Source organism: Caulobacter vibrioides (assembly GCF_002858865.1).
Lineage (GTDB): Bacteria > Pseudomonadota > Alphaproteobacteria > Caulobacterales > Caulobacteraceae > Caulobacter > Caulobacter vibrioides.
Genome location: NZ_PJRR01000013.1, coordinates 290834 through 308168, shown reverse-complemented (window position 1 = coordinate 308168; position 17335 = coordinate 290834). Strand labels below are relative to the sequence as shown.

Below are 17335 nucleotides of genomic sequence, written 5' to 3'. Positions count from 1 at the left end.
TCCGATCCCACGCCGCGTCGCTCAGCACTAGCCGATCCATCACACCCAAGACCGCCTCCAAAAGACAGCCTTGAATCACGCATCAGCGATCCTGGGAATCCTTAGAGTCCACACCACCTAGAGCGTTCTGCGATCCGTTTGCACGCGCGCGAGGTCGCTGGGCCGGTCCACGTCGAGATGCACGCCAGGGTCGTCGACGGGAACCAGGACCAGGCTCTCGCCCGCCTTATCGACGATAGCGCGGGCGCCTTCGTCTCCGGAAAGCGCGCCGAGGACAGGCGCCCATCGCGCGCCGAACAGAACTGGATGGCCACGACGCCCAAGATAGGTGGGCGCGACGATGTCACCGGGATCTCGCAGCGCTGCCGCCAGATGTCTCGGCGTCGCCGGATCGATGCGGGGCATGTCGCCCAGAAAGACGAAAACGCCGTCGGTATCGCCTGGGAGGCTTCTGGCTGCCGCCGCCAGCGACGCGCCCATGCCGGCCGAAGGGTCGTCGATCGGTACAAGAACCAGACGCTCGCGGGCCAGCAGACGCGTGGCCGTCGCTTCCACGGCCTGACGGACATCCGGTTCCGGGCCCACCGCCACCACAACACGCCGCGCCGGCGCCAGGAACGCCGTCAGCAGAGCGGCAGCAACCAGCGGGTCGCCGTCCAGAAGCGCGGTCAGCTTGCCGCCGCCAAAGCGGACGCCGCGCCCCGCCGCCAGGACGATGGCGTCGAGACGGCCGGTATCTCTTTGCGTCATGGGTCCCAGCGCCTATTCTAATAGCTCGACATGACGCCCTATGATGACAGTCCCGCGCAAGCGGTCTCGACCGCCCCCCGAACGACTGGACCGTCCCTGATCGACGGTTTTGGGCGCGCGGTCACCTATCTGCGGGTCTCCGTCACTGATCGCTGCGATCTGCGCTGTGTTTATTGCATGGCCGAGCACATGACCTTTCTGCCCAAGGCGGAGGTGCTGACGCTCGAGGAGCTGGATCGCCTGGCCTCGACCTTCGTTGGCCTGGGTGTCCGCAAGCTGCGCTTGACGGGTGGCGAGCCGCTGGTGCGAAAGGGCTTCATCGATCTGGTGGCCCGCCTGTCCCGGCACCTGAGCTCAGGCGCGCTGGACGAGCTGACCCTGACGACCAATGGATCGCAGCTTGAGCGCTACGCCTCAGATCTGGCGCGCCATGGCGTCAAGCGGATCAATGTCTCACTCGATACGCTCAAGCCCGCGCTGTTCCGCGCCCTGACCCGGGGCGGCGACGTCACGCGGGTCATCGCCGGGATCGACGCGGCGCAGGCGGCGGGGATGACCGTCAAGATCAACGCCGTAGCGCTCAAGCATGACAATGCCGGCGAGATCCCCGCGCTGATCCAGTGGGCCCATGGGCGCGGCTGCGACATCACCCTGATCGAGACCATGCCCCTGGGCGAGGTTGATCAGGACCGTACCGACCAGTTCCTGTCCTTGCAGGACGTGCGCCGCGATCTGTCGTCCTTCTGGACGCTGACGGATATCCCCGACTCCACCGGCGGGCCGGCGCGCTATGTCCACGTGGCGGAGACCGGCGGTCGCCTGGGCCTGATCACCCCGCTGAGCAACCATTTCTGCGACACCTGCAACCGGGTGCGCCTGACCTGCACCGGCACGCTGCACACCTGCCTTGGCCGCGACGACGCCAGCGATCTGCGTGCGGTGATCCGCAGGGGCGCCAGCGACGCCGAACTCGTTGACGCCATTCACTTGGCGATCGGGGCCAAGCCCAAGGGCCACGACTTCCAGATCGCCGCCGCCCAGCCCGCCGTGGCCCGTCACATGTCGACGACGGGGGGCTAGGGGATGGCGCGGGTGCTTCTGTTCGGGCGCCTGGCCGATCAGGCCGGCTGGCGCGAGCGCGAGATCGAGGCGGCCGACCTTTCGACCTTGCGCGCCAGCCTTTCGCAGGCCGATCCTGTTCTGGGCGAGGCGCTGGCCGGACCGGGCGTTCAGGTCGCCGTCGACAAGACCATCGTCCGTGGCGAGGCGGCGCTGTCCGCCGCCAGCGAGGTCGCTTTCCTGCCGCCGATGAGCGGCGGATGATCGTCACCCTGACCGATCAGCCGTTCGAGCCCGGCGTTCTGGTTTCCGCCTTTTGCGCCGGCCGGGAAGAGACGGGCGCGGTGGCGACCTTCATCGGACTCGCCCGCGCCGAGCAAGGCGCCGCCCGCGCGTTGGAGCTTGAGGCCTATCCGGGTTTCACGGACGCCGCGATCACAGAGATCGCGCAAGGCGCGGTGACGCGCTTCGCCCTGCAGGATGTCCACATCGTGCATCGTGTCGGCGTCATAACGCCGGGCGAGGCGATTGTGTTCGTGGCCACCGCCGCCGCCCATCGCCGAGAGGCCTTCGAGGCCTGCGACTACCTGATGGACTACCTCAAGAGCCGTGCGCCCTTCTGGAAGAAGGAGCATGGCCCCGAGGGTCCGCGCTGGATCGAACCCACGGCGCGCGATAGGACCGACGCGCAACGCTGGGATCAGGAGGCCTGAATGTCCGAAACGCTCAAGCCCGGCGGCGGGATCAAGCCTGAACTGCCCTTCACGCCCGTCCGCGTGGCGGTGCTCACCATCTCCGACACCCGCGATGAGGCCAGCGATACCTCGGGCCAGATCCTGGTCGAGCGGATCAAGGCCGCCGGCCAAGAACTGGGCGGCCGCGTGGTGGTCCGCGACGACATCGAGCAGATCCGGGCCCAGGTGCGCTCTTGGATCGACAGCAAGACGGTCGATGCGGTCGTAACCACCGGCGGGACCGGCCTGACGGGTCGTGACGTCACTGTCGAGGCGCTGGAGCCCCTGTTCGACAAGAAGATCGACGGTTTCTCGGTCGTCTTCCATCTGGTCAGCTACGCCTCGGTCGGCCTTTCCACCCTGCAGTCGCGAGCGACGGCGGGCCTGATCGACGGCGTCTTCGTCTTCTGCCTGCCCGGCAGCAACGGCGCGGTGAAGGATGGATGGGACAAGGTCATCGCCGCCCAGTTGGACAGCCGCCACAAGCCCTGCAACATGGTCGAACTGATGCCGAGGCTGCTGGAACGTTGAGCAAGCTCACCCACATCGACGACCAGGGGCGCGCGCGCATGGTCGATGTCTCTGAGAAGCCGGCGACCGCCCGCGAGGCTGTCGCGACAGGCTTTGTGCGCATGAGCCCCGAAACCCTGGCGTTGGCGATCTCGGGCTCGGGCCGCAAGGGCGACGTCCGCGCCGTAGCCGAACTGGCCGGTGTGATGGCGGCCAAGAAGACGTCCGACCTGATCCCGCTTTGCCATCCCCTGGCGTTGTCCAAGGTCGAGGTCGCCGTGGAAGCGACCGACAGCGGCTTGGCGGTGACCGCGTGGGTCAAGACCACCGGTCCGACAGGCGTCGAGATGGAAGCGCTGACGGCCGCCTCTGTGGCCTGCCTGACGATCTACGACATGCTCAAGGCCGCCGAGAAAGGCATGGTCATCGAGGCCGTGCGCCTTCTGGAAAAGACGGGCGGCAAGTCAGGCGACTGGAAGGCGGACCAACCCTAACGCGCGACGCTGGCCCGGGCCCGTCTCAAGCCTGGGCGCGCCGCCGGGGCGCTGGCTTCGTTCTGCTCCAGCGCCGCCAGCAGATCAGCCTTCAGAGCATTGAGCTTGCGCGTATCGGTGACCTTCCCGCCCTCGGTCGTCTGGACGTAGAAGGCGTCGACCGCCCGCTCGCCATAACCGTCGATATGGGCCGACTGGATGGACAAGGCGCTGTCGGCCAGGGTCTTGGCCAGGGCGTGCAGCAGGCCTGGGCGGTCGCGTCCCGAGGCTTCGACCACCGTCGCGTCATTGGAGGCGTCGTTGTCGATCGTGACCGACGGTGCGATCGCGAAGGCTGCGGCGCGGGTCTGCTCAGAGCCCCGGCGAGGCTCGACGGCCAGGGCGTCGCCCTTGCCTGCGGCCTCCAGGGCGTCGGCCAGGCGGCGCAGCGCGCGGGGATTCTCACAGCCGAACGGCGCGCCCGTGACATCCTGGACATAGAAGACGTCCAGCGCCTGGCCCTGACGGGACGTGAACACCCGTGCGCCAACCACATTGCCGCCCAGCGACGAGATCGCCAGGGCGAGATCGGCGAACAGACCGCGACGATCCTTGGCGGCGATAACCACCTCGGCGGCGTTGCTTCCCGGACGTACCTGCCCCTCGGCGGCGGCCCCGCCCTGGATCGCCGCACGACGCGCCAGTTCGGCGTGATGGAACAGGTCATCCTGCGAGAAGGCGCTGAAATAGGCGTTCTCCATCGCCGCCACCCAGCCCTTGGCGGCGGGATCGGTCTCGAGCAGCGCCGCCCGCGCGGCTTCGGCCGTGCTTTCCTGGTGGCGCTGGACATTGGCGGCGGCGTCGCTGCCGCGCCCGCCCCGGAACACCGCTTCGGTCGCGTTATAGAGTTCGCGCAGCAGCTGGCCCTTCCAGCCGTTCCAGACCCCAGGTCCGACAGCCCGGATGTCGGCGACGGTGATGACCAGCAGAAGGCGTAGCCGCTCGGGGTTCTCGACGATCCGGGCGAAGGCAGCGACCGTGCCAGGATCGGAGACGTCGCGCTTCTGGGCGAAGTCGCTCATGACAAGGTGGTTCTCGACCAGCCAGGCGACCAGCTCGACCTTGCTGCGCTCGACGCCCAGGCGCTCGCAAGCGCTGCGGGCCGAGCGCGCGCCGGCCTTCTCCTGACCGCCTACGCCGCCCTTGCCGGTGTCGTGCAACAGCATGGCCAGGAACAGGGCCTCGCGGTCCTCGATCAAAGGCATGATCGACACCGCCAGAGGGTGATCGTCCACCAGGCGCCCAGCGGCGATGTCGCCGATGACGCCGACCGCCCGCAGGGTGTGCTCGTCCACCGTGTACGAGTGGTACATGTTGAACTGCATCTGGGCGACGACGCGGCCGAACTCCGGAATGAAGCGACCCAGCACCCCGGCGTCGTTCATCAGGGTCAGGGTCCGATAGCTGCGCTTGCCGCGCGCCAGCAAGTCCAGGAACGCCCGACAGGCGTCGGGGTCGCGGCGCACCCGCGAGGTGATCAGCGGCAGGGCGCGCGTCACGGCGGTAAAGGCGTCGGGATGCAGATCAAGGTCGCGCTCGTCAGCGATCTTGAACAGGCGGATCAGGTTGACCGGATCGGCCTCGAAGATCTCCTGACCTTCGATGTTCAGGCGACCGCCATCTTCGTAGAAGCCTTCAACATCGAGCGCCTTGCGCTTGGGGCGCGCGCCCGGGAGGAAACGCGAGATGCCCTTGGGCTCGTTCTTGAAGTGCTCGGCCTCCAGCTTGGCCGAGAAGGCGCGGGTCAGGGTCCCGACCTCCTTGGCGATCAGGAAGTAGCGGCGCATGAACCGCTCGACCGCCGGGGCGTCACCCCGGTCGCCATAGCCCATGCGGCGAGCGATCTCGGGCTGCAGGTCGAAGGTCAGGCGCTCTTCGGGCCGGCCGGTGGTGAAATGCAGATGCGCCCGCACCGCATGCAGAAAGTCGAAGGCCCGGATGAAGGCCTTGGTCTCGCGGATCGAGAACACCTCCATCTTGAAGACGTCCTCGGGCCGATCGACCGGATGCAGGTACTCGGCGATCCACATCAGGGTGTGAAGGTCGCGCAGACCCCCCTTCCCTTCCTTGACGTTGGGCTCGACCATGTAGCGGCTGGCGCCGGCCCGGGCCTGGCGGTCGTCGCGCTCCTTGAGCTTGGCGGCGACGAACTGGGCGCCGGTGGCCTTCATGACCTCGTCGCGGAAGCGCTTCTTCAGATCCTCGGCCAGACGCTCGTCGCCGGTCAGGCGTCGCGCCTCCAGGATCGAGGTGCGGATCGTGAAGTCTTCCTTCGAAAGCCGCACACATTCCTCGATGGTCCGCGAGGCGTGGCCGACCTTGAAACCCAGATCCCACAACGCATACAGCATGTACTCGATCACGCTCTCGGCGTGCGGCGTCTGCTTGTAGGGCCGCAGGAACAGAAGATCGATGTCGCTGAACGGCGCCAGGGTTCCCCGGCCATAGCCGCCGACGGCCAGAAGGCAGAGGCGTTCGCCTTCCGTCGGGTTGCGGGCCCGGAAGACGTGCACGGTCGTGAAATCGTAGAGGGCGGTGATCACCTCGTCGGTGACCCCGCTGAGCAGGCGACTGGTCTCGACGCCGCTCGCGCCGTTCTCCAAGCGCTCCTTGGCGATCATCCGACCGCGAAACAGAGCCTGTTTGAGGATGTCGATGGCGCGGGCCCGCTGCTCGGCCTCATTGCCGATCGAGTCGAGGGCGGCGGCCGAAAGCCTCGCCCGAAGGGCGTGACCGTCGACGACGTGTTCCAGGCGGGTGGGGCGAAGGCGACGGGGCATGTTGTCTATATGGGTACCCGCTAGGCCGTGAGCAGACCCTTAAGGCGGTAAAGCGCCTCGAGGGCCTCGCGCGGGCTCATGCCGTCCACGTCGAGGTCGGCGAGGCTGGTCTCGACGGCGCTAGGCGCGGCCTTGGCGGGCGCGGAGGTGACGGCCACCGCCTGACTGACCGCAAACAGCGGCAGATCGTCCAGCTTGGCCGGCGACTGGTCCTTGCTCTCCAGCCGATCCAGCACCTCGCGGGCGCGCACCACCACGGGCGCCGGCACGCCGGCCAGTTTAGCCACCTGCACGCCGTACGAACGATCGGCCGGCCCTGGCGCGGCTTCGTGCAGGAAAACAAGGTCGCCGTTCCACTCCTTGGCCCTCAGGCTGAGGTTGGAGACGAAGGCCATCCGCGTCTCCAGGGTCGCCAGCTCGTGATAGTGCGTGGCGAACAGGGCGCGGCTCTTGTTGGTGTCGTGCAGGGCCTCGGCGCAGGCCCAGGCGATGGCCAGACCATCATAGGTGGCCGTGCCCCGGCCGATCTCGTCCAGGATCACCAGGCTGCGCGGCCCGGCCTGGGTCAGGATGGCGGCGGTCTCGACCATTTCCATCATGAAGGTCGAGCGGCCGCGGGCCAGGTCATCGCCGGCGCCGACACGGCTGAACAGGCGATCGACCACGCCCAGCCGGAAGCTGGCGGCCGGCACGTAGCAACCCGACTGAGCCAGGATCGCCAGCAGGGCGTTCTGGCGCAGGAAGGTCGACTTACCGGCCATGTTCGGACCGGTAACGATCGACAGGCGGGCCGCCGTTTCGCCCGAGGCGTCCAGGCGGCAGTCATTGGGGGTGTAGGGCTCTCCCGCCCGCTTCACGGCGGCCTCGACCACCGGGTGGCGGGCGGCCTTGGCGTCGAAGGCGTAGGAGGCGTCGACGACCGGGCGCACCGCGCCCGCGTCCTCGGCCCATTCGGCCAGGCTGGAGGCCACGTCGATGCGGGCCAGGGCTTCCGAGGCGATCTGGATGGCGTCGGCCAGCAGGCGGGCCTGCTCGCGCCAGTCCTCGAAGGCGGCGACCTCCATGGCCAGCGCCCGCTCGGCGGCCTGGGCGATGCGGGCGTCGAGATCGGCCAGCTCCACCGTGGTGAAGCGCACCTGATTGGCCAGGGTCTGGCGGTGGATGAAGGTGGCGTTCAGCGGCGGCTGAAAGAGGGGGTCGGCCTTGCCCGCCGTCGCCTCGACGAAATAGCCCAGCACGCCGTTGTGGCGGATCTTCAGCGGCACGCCGCTTTCCAGGGCCAGCTGGGATTCCAGGGCGGCGATCACCTTGCGGCTGTCGTCGCGCAGGCCCCTGGCCTGATCCAGCTCGGGCCGCACGCCCGCCGCCACGAAACCGCCGTCACGGGCGAGCGCCGGCAGGTCGGGACCCAGGCCATGTTCGAGCGTGGTCAGAAATTGCGACAGCCCCTCATGCAGCGCAGGCGTCAGGGCCTTGAAGGCGTGCTCCAGCTCGAACGGCGGCGGCGACAGCGGATCGGGCGCGCCGCCCGCCATGCCGGCCAGCCGCTCACCGACCTTCAGGGTGTCGCGAATACAGCCGAGGTCCCTCGGACCGCCTCGGCCCAGCGCCAGGCGCGACAGGGCGCGGGCCATGTCGCCGGCGCCTTTCAGCACCTCGCGCAGGCGCTGACGCAGCTGGCGGTGCTCGACGAACCATTCCACCGCGTCCAGGCGCTGGTCGATGGCGGCCACATCCAGCAGCGGACGGGCCAGGCGCGAGGCCAGCATCCGCGCGCCCCCCGCCGTCACCGTGCGGTCGATGGCGGCCAGCAGCGAGCCGTTGCGATCACCGCTCTGGGTACGGTCAATTTCCAGGCTGGACCGGGTGGCCGGATCGATCGCCATGACATCGGCGTCAGCGGCCCGGCGTGGCGCGCGCAGGGCCGGCAGTCGGCCGGCCTGGGTCATTTCCAGATGGGCGGCGATCAGGCCCAGGGCCCCGATCTCGGCCGGCGACAGACCGCCAAAGCCGTCCAGGGTCTCGACGCCATAGAGGCGCTTTACGCGGGTCTCCGAGGCCTGGGGCTCGGACAGGGCCGAGGGCATGGGCTGTACGAGGCCGCCGCAGATCTTCAGGGTCTGGGAAAGGCTGTCATCGGACAGCAGGCGATCGGCGACCAGGGTCTCGGACGGAGCCAGGGCCGCCAGGATCGGGGCGACCCCCTCCTTGGCCACGGCGAAGACCTCGACCTCGCCGGTGGACAGCTCGACCGACGCCACGGCCGCCTGGCCCGCGCGCAGGGCCACTGCGGCCAGGCGATTGGCCCCGCGGGCGTCCAGCAGGCCATCCTCGGTCAGGGTACCCGGCGTCACCACGCGGACGATGTCTCGACGGACCACCGCCTTGGAGCCGCGCTTCTTAGCTTCGGCGGGGTCTTCCATCTGCTCGCAGACGGCGACCTTGAAGCCCAGGCGGATCAGCTTGGAGAGATAGGCCTCGGCCGCATGCTGCGGCACGCCCGCCATTGGGATCGGCTGACCGTTATGCGTGCCCCGGAACGTCTGGCTGATGCCCAGAGCAGCGGCCGCCTTGTAGGCGTCGTCGAAGAACAGCTCGTAGAAATCGCCCATGCGGAAGAAGATCAGCGCATCAGGCTGCCGCGCCTTCATCTCGAAGAACTGCGCCATCACCGGCGTGGCGCCGGTGGGGTCGATCTCGTGGGCAGGGGTCGGCGTGGCGTGGGCGTTCATGACGCCCGGAAACTACAGAGCGTCGCGACTCCCGTTAAGGGGCGGCGTTAAGGAATTACACGAAACAGGCGCTGGAACGGGAAGCCCTAGCTCCCCGTGACCTCTTCCCAGAACCTCTTCGCCTTGCCGACGAAGTTGGCGGACTTGGGGTTCTGCTTTTCGCCGCATAGGCCCGCCAGTTCGCGCATCAGTTCCTTCTGGCGCGCCGACAGGTGGGTCGGAGTCTCGACGAACAGTTCGACCACCAGGTCGCCGCGCTGGCGGCTGCGCAGGGACGGCATACCCTTGCCCTTGAGGCGGACGGTCTTGCCGGTCTGAGCGCCTTCGGGCACATGGACCTTGACCTTGCACTCGCCGTCGCAGCTCTCGCCACCCAAGAGGCAAGGCGCGTCGATCTCGCCGCCCAGGGCCGCCGTGGTCATTGGCACCGGCACGGTGCAGAGAAGGTCCAGACCATCACGCTCGAACAGCTCGTGCGGGGTCACTGACAGGAAGATGTAGAGATCGCCACGCGGACCGCCGCGCGCGCCGGCGTCGCCTTCGCCGGCCAGGCGGATCCGGGCGCCGTCGTCGACGCCCGCCGGGATGCGGACCGACAGGATGCGCTCGCGACGCACCTGGCCATGGCCATGGCAGTTGGAGCACGGGTCCAGAACCAGACGGCCGGATCCGCCGCAGCGCGGGCAACCGCGCTCGACGGCGAAGAAGCCCTGGGTCGCTCGGACACGGCCCGCGCCACCGCAGGTGCCGCAGACAGAGGGGCTGGTGCCGGGCTTGGCGCCCGAGCCTTCGCACACCTCGCAGGTCATGGCGGCGGGGACGGTGATCTCGACCTCAGCGCCCGCGTAGGCCTGCTCGAGGGTGATCTCCAGGTCATAACGCAAGTCCTGGCCGCGCTGGGGGCCGTTGGACTGGCGACGACCGCCGCCGAACATCTCGCCGAACACATCGCCAAAGACGTCGTTGAAGATGTCGCTGGCGTCGAAGCCCTGGCCGCCGAACCCGCCCGGACCGCCTTGCGGCCCGTTGACGCCGGCATGGCCGAAGCGGTCATAGGCCGCACGCTTCTGGGGATCGGAGAGGACCGAATAGGCCTCGTTGATTTCCTTGAACCGCCCGGCCGCGTTCTCGCAGCCACCATTGCGGTCAGGGTGGTGTTCCATCGCCAGCTTGCGGAACGCGGACTTCAGACCAGCTTCATCGATGGTCCGGGTCACGCCGAGAATTTCGTAATAGTCGCGCATTGTCAGCGTCTGGCGCCCAAAAGGCCCACGAAAGTGGCGTTTACAACGGGAGAAGTGGGATAGCTCCAAGCCCAGCGCAAGGCGCTCATGGGCCGGGAGGCAGAAGGTCGCGGCCGCGGAACGATCCTGTGGCGAATGTTCCGCGGCGCGCGCATGGCTTGCTTAAGCCGCCGGCTTGTTGTCGTCGACTTCCTCGAACTCGGCGTCGACCACGCCGTCGTCAGCCTTGGCGTCGCCGCCCTCGGCCGAGCCTTGCTGGGCGGCGTACATGGCCTCGCCCAGCTTCATCGAAGCCTGGATAAGGGCCTGGGTCTTGGCCTGGATGGCCTCGACGTCCTCGCCTTCCAGGGCGGTCTTCAGCTCGGTGATCCCGGTTTCGATCGCGGTCTTCTCGGCCGCGCCGACCTTGTCGCCGTGCTCGGCCAGAGCCTTTTCGGTCGAGTGCAGGATCGCCTCGCCCTGGTTCTTGGCCTCGACCAGCTGCTTCTTCTTTTCGTCCGCAGCCTTATTGGCCTCGGCTTCCTTGACCATGCGCTCGATGTCGCTATCCGAAAGGCCGCCATTGGCCTGGATGCGGATCGAGTGCTCCTTGTTGGTCGCCTTGTCCTTGGCGTGCACCTGGACGATGCCGTTGGCGTCGATGTCGAAGGTGACCTCGATCTGCGGCACGCCGCGCGGCGCCGGGGGGATGCCGACCAGGTCGAACTGGCCCAGCATCTTGTTGTCCTGCGCCATCGGGCGTTCGCCCTGGAACACGCGGATCGTCACGGCCGATTGGTTGTCGTCGGCGGTCGAGAAGGTCTGCGAGCGCTTGGTCGGGATGGTGGTGTTGCGTTCGATCAGCGGGGTGAACACACCGCCCAGGGTCTCGATGCCCAGGGTCAGCGGGGTCACGTCCAGCAGCAGCACGTCCTTGACGTCGCCTTGCAGCACGCCGGCCTGAACGGCCGCGCCCAGAGCCACGACTTCGTCAGGGTTCACGCCCTTGTGCGGCTCGCGGCCGAAGAAGTCCTGCACCGCCTGCTGGACCTTGGGCATGCGGCTCATGCCGCCGACCAGGATCACTTCGTCGATGTCGCTCTTCTTCAGGCCGGCGTCCTTGAGGGCCTGTTCGCAGGGACCGATGGTGCGGGCGATCAGGTCGTCGACCAGGGCTTCCAGCTTGGCGCGCGACAGCTTGATGTTCAGGTGCAGCGGGCCCGAGGCGTTCATGCTGATGAACGGCAGGTTGACCTCGTACTGAGCCGTCGACGACAGCTCCTTCTTGGCCTTTTCGGCTTCCTCGCGCAGACGCTGCAGGGCCAGCTTGTCCTTGCGCAGGTCGACGCCCTGCTCCTTCTTGAACTCGTCGGCCAGGTAGTCGACGATCCGCAGGTCGAAGTCTTCACCGCCCAGGAAGGTGTCGCCGTTGGTCGACTTCACCTCGAAGACGCCATCGCCGATTTCCAGGATCGACACGTCGAAGGTGCCGCCGCCCAGGTCGTAGACGGCGATCTTCTTGCCGTCGTTCTTGTCCAGGCCGTAGGCCAGGGCCGCCGCGGTCGGCTCGTTGATGATCCGCAGGACTTCCAGGCCCGCGATCTTGCCGGCGTCCTTGGTGGCCTGACGCTGGGCGTCGTTGAAATAGGCCGGAACCGTGATGACCGCCTTGGTCACCGGCTCGCCGAGGTGGGCTTCGGCGGCTTCCTTCATCTTCTGCAGGATGAAGGCCGAGACTTCCTGCGGGCTGTAGTCCTTGCCGTGGGCCTTGACCCAGGCGTCGCCGGTCGGGCCCTTGACGATCTCATAGGGCACCATGCCCTTGTCCTTCTCGACCACCGGATCGCTGGCGGTGCGGCCGATCAGGCGCTTGATCGCGAACAGCGTGTTGGTCGGGTTGGTGACGGCCTGGCGCTTGGCGGGCTGGCCGATCAGGCGCTCACCGTCCTCGAGGAAGGCGACCACCGACGGCGTCGTGCGAGCGCCTTCGGCGTTCTCGATCACCTTGGGGGTTTTGCCGTCCATGATGGCGACGCACGAGTTCGTGGTGCCAAGGTCGATACCGATAATCTTGCTCATCTTCGTACCTGTCGCTCCTTTAGGCGGACGGCGGTGACAAGGGCCTTCTCAGAAGCGCCCCGGTTTTTCTCGCTCCGTCCCCAGTGGCTTCGCACTCATTACGGTTCAAGTTCCGCGCTCCGCGCCGTCGACGAAAATCGAACGGGCGGAATGCGTTGTGCGAAGTTGACGAGCCCGTCAACCCCGCTTTGAAGCCGATATGGGGGATGGGCGCCGCCACGCAAGGCCATAACCCCTGGCGGCGAGGGGAATCTGGCCTTGGGACGAAGAAAAGTGGCCGTATGCGAGGCGCCGGGCGCGGTGCGCCCGTCGCACTCTGACAGGACCCGGAAAATGGCGGCGCCAGATGATGCATGGGGGGCGACTTTGTGGAACACAACCGAGGCTCGCCGGTCTGTGGCGGCCCGTGAGTCGCCGATGTTCGCCCAGCCCCTCGCCGTCATGCCCGGCTTTGACGTTTGGCCCGGTTTCCTGGACGTCGCGGCTCAGCGCGACCTGGTCCAGGCGGTTTTCGCCGCGGCGGAGCAGACGCCGTTCGCGCACTATCGGACGGCCTCTGGCAAGGCGATGAGCGTCGCCATGACTGCGCTCGGCCCGTTGGGCTGGACCAGCGACGCCGCCGGCTATCGCTATGCCGACCGTCATCCCGGCACGGACCGGCCATGGCCGCCGATGCCGGCTTCGCTCATGGATCTCTGGCGCCGGCTTGGTGACGCCGACACGGCGCCGGACTCCTGCCTGGTCAATCTTTACTGCGGCGCGGCGCGGATGGGCCTGCACCAGGACCGCGACGAGGCCGATCCGCGCTTTCCGGTGCTGTCGGTCTCGCTGGGCGACACCGCCGTGTTCCGGATCGGCGGCGTGAACCGCAAGGACCCGACCCGTAGCCTGAAACTGACCTCCGGCGACGTCCTCCGCCTGTCCGGCCCGGCCCGGATGGCCTTCCACGGGGTCGACCGGGTAATCGCCGGCTCCTCCAGCCTGGTCCCCGGCGGCGGCCGGATCAACCTGACCCTGCGGCGGGCGGGGGCGGGGTGAAGAGGCGAGTCCGGTCCGGAAGGGTCAGGAGGCCAGGAGTCGCGAAACTGCTGCGCGGTCGGTGGCGCTGAGGTCCATGCCGGCTGCGGCACGCCAGCGGTCCCGGGCCTTGCCCTCCTGGCCCAAGACGGCCAGGGCCTGGCCCCAGGCCAGATGCAGGGCGCCCCATTGCGGGGCCCGGCGGGCCGCTGCCTGGTACTGACGGATAGCGTCCTTGTGGCGGCCCTCAGCAGCCAGGGCATCGCCCCAGACTTTCAGGGGATCGGCCCAGCGCGGCGCGCGCTCGGCGGCGATCTTCAGGACGGCGATCGCGCCCGCTGCATCCCCCCGCTCCAGCCGCGCCTGACCCCAGGCGAAATGGGCGTCGGCCAGGCTGGGAGCCAGTTCGGTCGCTGCAACGAAGAGGCGCTCCGAGCCCGCGACGTCACCGCTGAGGGCCGCCACCTGGGCCCTGGCGATGGTGATCGGATAGCTGTCGCGGCGTCCCTGGGCCAGCAGCGCCCGGGCCCCGTCAAGGTCCCCCAGCCGGGCCATGGCATAGGCCGTGGGGCCTTCATCGTTAAAGTAGCGACCGGAAACGCTGAAACGCTGTTCCGGATGGGCTTCCTGGATCGAGCGATACCGTGCGACCGCACCCGCCCAGTCTTGCCGCTCCAGTCGCTCAGCGAGCGACAGGCGCATTTCGTCAAGCGCCTCGGCGGGACTGCCGAGCGACCCCGCCACCTCGGTCATCGCCTCGCTGGGACGGTGAAGGGCGATCTTCTGACCCGCAGCCAGCCAGATGTGATTGAGATTGCGCGGGACATCCTTTTTCCCGAAGCGCTGAAGGATCTCGAGGGCGCGGTTGTGGTCATGCCGGAAGCGCGCATCGAGAGCGAGGTGCTCGACCTTGAAGTTCTCCAGTCGATCGCGATCAAACTCGTCTGCCCCTTGGGCGAGCGACGCGACCCGGGCATTGGTCTGATAGCTGGTCTCCCAGTGACCGGCGAAATAGCGACTGCGCGCGAAGACGGATACGCCGAGCGTAAACCGGCTGTCCGCGGCGACAGCTGCCCCCGCCGATTTCAGGGCCTGGTCCAGATTGCCCTGTCGCAAATGGACGTTGGTGAGCCCAACCAGGGCCCATTTCCGCTCGACCCTGTCATCGTCCAGGGCCAGTCGCTGGAAAACCGCCTGGGCCTCCTCAAGCCGCCGGCCTTCAAACATCAGATAGACGCCGTAGCGATAGGCCTGAGTCTCGGCGAACAGGGCTTCCGCGGCCCGGTCCAGCAGACCTTCAAGATCGGCTTCCTGGCCCCGGATCAGGGGCGCGGACGTCCGGTCGGCCCGAACGCTCAACTGGACCTCGGTCCCGGCCTTGACGATGTCGCCGGAGACCTCGATCTCCTGGCCGAGCCATCCACGCAGGAACTTCCACAGCTCGGTGGCCGAAACGCCGGTCTGGGGGATGGTGACCTCGACCTCGCCCCAACCGCTGGAATAGCGGGCTCCGGCCCGCGTCGACCCCGTGGCGGCCTGCAGCCGCGCCAGGCGGTCGATAACCCGCTCGGCCACCACCGCGCCGGTCAGGCCCCGGGCCTCCATCTCAGGGGGCACGGAAAAGGGCTTGATGGTCACGCCGCGATACTGGCTGGCGCTCCAGACCAGCGCCAGAACCGCGACCAGCGCGATCAGGCCAGCCAGGCCGGTCAGGACCTTCAGGGCAAAGCCGGCACGTTCAGAGGCAATCTGCCAGCCGATCAGCCGGTTCTGGCTCAGAAGTAACTGCTCGGCAGAACCCACGGGATCGCGGCCTGAGGCCTTGGCCTCCATGGCGATCTCGATCGGGTCCGGAGTGGTCGGCGCAGGGGCGCGGGGGGACTTGCGGGTCCGCAACGGCCTTGTCTCGTCAGTCAATGCAGCGCCCCTCATGCCCCCGGGACGAGTTTCGCCAAATCGGGGCAGGTGGTCAAACACCGGTCTCCGGGTAACAGCACCGCCATTGCCCTGACGGCAGGGTCGCCCAAAGAAAAAGGGGCCGCCCCGGCCAGGCGACCCCTTTTCAATCTGATGCCGGACTCAAGGCTGACGCAACGGAAACAGGTGTCGGCCTCCGGGGCGACCTAGCCCCGCAGCTTGCGCGTCAGCGTCTCCAGATCGTGGCTGAGCGCGCTGTCCTCGGCGCGAAGCGCCTCGATCCGGCGCACGGCGTGCAGCACCGTGGTGTGGTCACGACCCCCGAAGCGGCGACCGATGTCCGGCAGCGAACGGGTGGTCAGCTGCTTGGCCAGCCACATGGCGGCCTGACGCGGCCGGGCCACGGCGCGGTTGCGGCGTTCGCTAAGCAGATCGGCCTGCTTCATGCCGTAATGCTCGGCGGTGGCCTTCTGAATATCGTCGATGGTGATGCGCTTCTCGCCCGACCGCAGGTGGGGACGCAGGATCGCCTGCACCTCATCCAGGGTCATGCGCGAGAGGCCTTCGCCGGCGCGGGCCGACAAGGTGTTCAGCGCGCCTTCCAGCTCGCGGACGCTGTCGGTGAAACGGTCGGCGAGGAACTGCATGACCTCGGGGCGCATGCTGGGCTCAAAGCCGTGGGCCGCGCCCAGGGTCTGGATCTTGCGCTCCAGGATGCCGAGACGGAGGTTGCGATCCGCCGGCTCGAGACCGCAGACCAGACCCGCCGACAGATGTGAGCGCAGATGGGCGTCCATCTCGGTCATGGCCGACGGCGGACGGTCGGCCGAGAACACGACACGGCCGCCCTCCCCGACCAGCGCGGTCAGGGTGTGGAACAGCTCTTCCTGGGTCGACTGCTTGCCGGCGATGAAATGCACGTCGTCGATGATCAGAAGATCAGCGGCGCGCAGCTCTTCCTTGAAGGCCGCCGTCTGGCGATCCATCACGGCGCGCACGAAGGTCGACAGGAAACGCTCGGCGGTCAGATAGACCACGCGCTTTTCCGGGGCGTTGCGCATGGCCTCCCAGGCCAGGGCGTTCAGCAAGTGCGTTTTGCCAAAACCGTACGGGCCGTGGAACAGCACAGGATTGAAGTGACCGTCCGCCCAGTTGGCGATCCGACGCGCCACAGCGTGCGCGAACTCGTTGGCGGGACCCGGGACGAAGGTCTCGAAGGTAAAGCGCTCCTGCAAGCCTTGGGTGCGGGGCGACTTGGCGCTGGGAGCGACGACCGTCGGCGCGTCAGTGGAGACGGGCAGGACAATCTCGATCGGTTCGGCGGCGACAGCCTTGGGGGTCGCCTCGACATAGGCGCCGGCCGCCGCTTCGAACTCGAGGCGCGACTTCAGGTCTATGCGACGACCTGTCGCATCATGGGCGGCCCAGAGTTCACCGATCCGGCGCCACGCGCTGCGGCGAATCCAGTCGCGGGCGATGCCCGTCGACGTCACCAGGACGACATCGCCGGTGGCGGCTTCGCGCAGCATGGCGGGCGCGATCCACGACCCGAAGGCCGCGTCACCCAGCTCACGCTTCAAAGCCACGCAAACCTTCGACCAGACGCTCGCCGCCGGCTCACAAGCCGTCGCGATCGCCGCCGAGAAGTCCTGGCTGGCAACCCCGCCCTTCATGGTCATTCGTCCACCGCCTTGCACAAAAACAATCGCCGCATCCCTCAGCCGCCGCCCCCCATGGCGCGCGACCGTTTTTCTCAACGCACACAGGTTCTTACTCGGCGAACACGATGGGTCCGCCGCCGCCTTGTTTTATCCAAGACTGGAAGAGCGTTGAGACCCTTAAACTAGCCAGCGGAGGGGGCCGGTCAAACGGAAAACTTGCGTCCGATCGCGGATATTTCTGTTGACTCGCGAGAGGCCCTCGCCCCGCAAGGGAATAGCGTGACCGACTACTCAGATCACAGATTGCAACACTAGAAATAGAGCGTTGGATTCAAAGCAA

Annotated in this window: 13 protein-coding genes; 6 read left to right on the top strand and 7 right to left on the bottom strand. The window is 67.7% G+C overall.

What is annotated here, in order from left to right; translation table 11 throughout:
- Positions 1-117 precede the first annotated feature (117 nt).
- Entirely contained in the window at positions 118-750 is a 633-nt protein-coding gene (locus CVUC_RS09745) for a nucleotidyltransferase family protein (protein ID WP_010917909.1), read from the bottom strand.
- 30 nt (positions 751-780) lie between these two features.
- Between CVUC_RS09745 and moaA the strand changes: the two genes are divergently transcribed.
- Genes moaA through moaC form a run of 5 tightly spaced genes read left to right on the top strand, consistent with a single transcriptional unit; the run spans position 781 to position 3547 of the window.
- Positions 781-1830, top strand: coding sequence for a GTP 3',8-cyclase MoaA (gene moaA, locus CVUC_RS09740; RefSeq protein ID WP_096032100.1), 1050 nt, complete (start codon positions 781-783; stop codon positions 1828-1830).
- 3 nt (positions 1831-1833) lie between these two features.
- Entirely contained in the window at positions 1834-2073 is a 240-nt protein-coding gene (gene moaD, locus CVUC_RS09735) for a molybdopterin converting factor subunit 1 (RefSeq protein ID WP_010917907.1), read from the top strand.
- Positions 2070-2522, top strand: coding sequence for a molybdenum cofactor biosynthesis protein MoaE (locus CVUC_RS09730; RefSeq protein ID WP_096032099.1), 453 nt, complete (start codon positions 2070-2072; stop codon positions 2520-2522). Before moaD ends, CVUC_RS09730 begins: the two co-directional genes overlap by 4 nt.
- Positions 2523-3074 (top strand): molybdenum cofactor biosynthesis protein B, encoded by a 552-nt coding sequence (gene moaB, locus CVUC_RS09725; RefSeq protein WP_096032098.1) that lies wholly within the window; start codon positions 2523-2525, stop codon positions 3072-3074.
- Positions 3071-3547 carry a cyclic pyranopterin monophosphate synthase MoaC gene (gene moaC / locus CVUC_RS09720; protein ID WP_096032097.1) on the top strand — a complete coding sequence of 159 codons (477 nt, stop codon included), beginning with the start codon at positions 3071-3073 and terminating at the stop codon, positions 3545-3547. Before moaB ends, moaC begins: the two co-directional genes overlap by 4 nt.
- On the opposite strand, the gene CVUC_RS09715 is transcribed toward moaC, so the two are convergent.
- The 4 genes from CVUC_RS09715 to dnaK all read right to left on the bottom strand — a co-directional run bounded on the left by CVUC_RS09715 (position 3544) and on the right by dnaK (position 12400).
- The gene (locus CVUC_RS09715; RefSeq protein WP_010917903.1) at positions 3544-6366 is read right to left on the bottom strand and encodes a [protein-PII] uridylyltransferase; all 2823 of its coding nucleotides are present in this window, start codon (positions 6364-6366) and stop codon (positions 3544-3546) included. The genes moaC and CVUC_RS09715 overlap by 4 nt on opposite strands.
- Positions 6367-6386: 20 nt before the next feature.
- Positions 6387-9098, bottom strand: coding sequence for a DNA mismatch repair protein MutS (gene mutS / locus CVUC_RS09710; RefSeq protein WP_096032096.1), 2712 nt, complete (start codon positions 9096-9098; stop codon positions 6387-6389).
- An 86-nt stretch (positions 9099-9184) separates the two neighbouring features.
- Positions 9185-10342, bottom strand: a complete 1158-nt coding sequence (dnaJ, locus tag CVUC_RS09705) for a molecular chaperone DnaJ (protein WP_096032095.1) — start codon at positions 10340-10342, stop codon at positions 9185-9187.
- Positions 10343-10504: 162 nt separating this feature from the next.
- Complete coding sequence (gene dnaK, locus CVUC_RS09700; protein ID WP_010917900.1) at positions 10505-12400, bottom strand: molecular chaperone DnaK; 1896 nt, start codon at positions 12398-12400, stop codon at positions 10505-10507.
- Between the two features lie 417 nt (positions 12401-12817).
- Here dnaK and CVUC_RS09695 point away from each other — a divergent pair, with 417 nt between their 5' ends.
- The gene (locus tag CVUC_RS09695; protein ID WP_096034704.1) at positions 12818-13438 is read left to right on the top strand and encodes an alpha-ketoglutarate-dependent dioxygenase AlkB; all 621 of its coding nucleotides are present in this window, start codon (positions 12818-12820) and stop codon (positions 13436-13438) included.
- Positions 13439-13462: 24 nt separating this feature from the next.
- Here CVUC_RS09695 and CVUC_RS09690 read toward each other — a convergent pair whose 3' ends face one another.
- Both CVUC_RS09690 and dnaA read right to left on the bottom strand, forming a co-directional pair.
- A complete protein-coding gene (locus CVUC_RS09690) occupies positions 13463-15313 on the bottom strand; it encodes a hypothetical protein (RefSeq protein WP_125469906.1) in 1851 nt (616 codons plus the stop codon).
- A 227-nt stretch (positions 15314-15540) separates the two neighbouring features.
- Complete coding sequence (gene dnaA / locus CVUC_RS09685) at positions 15541-17013, bottom strand: chromosomal replication initiator protein DnaA (RefSeq protein ID WP_096032093.1); 1473 nt, start codon at positions 17011-17013, stop codon at positions 15541-15543.
- Positions 17014-17335 lie beyond the last annotated feature (322 nt).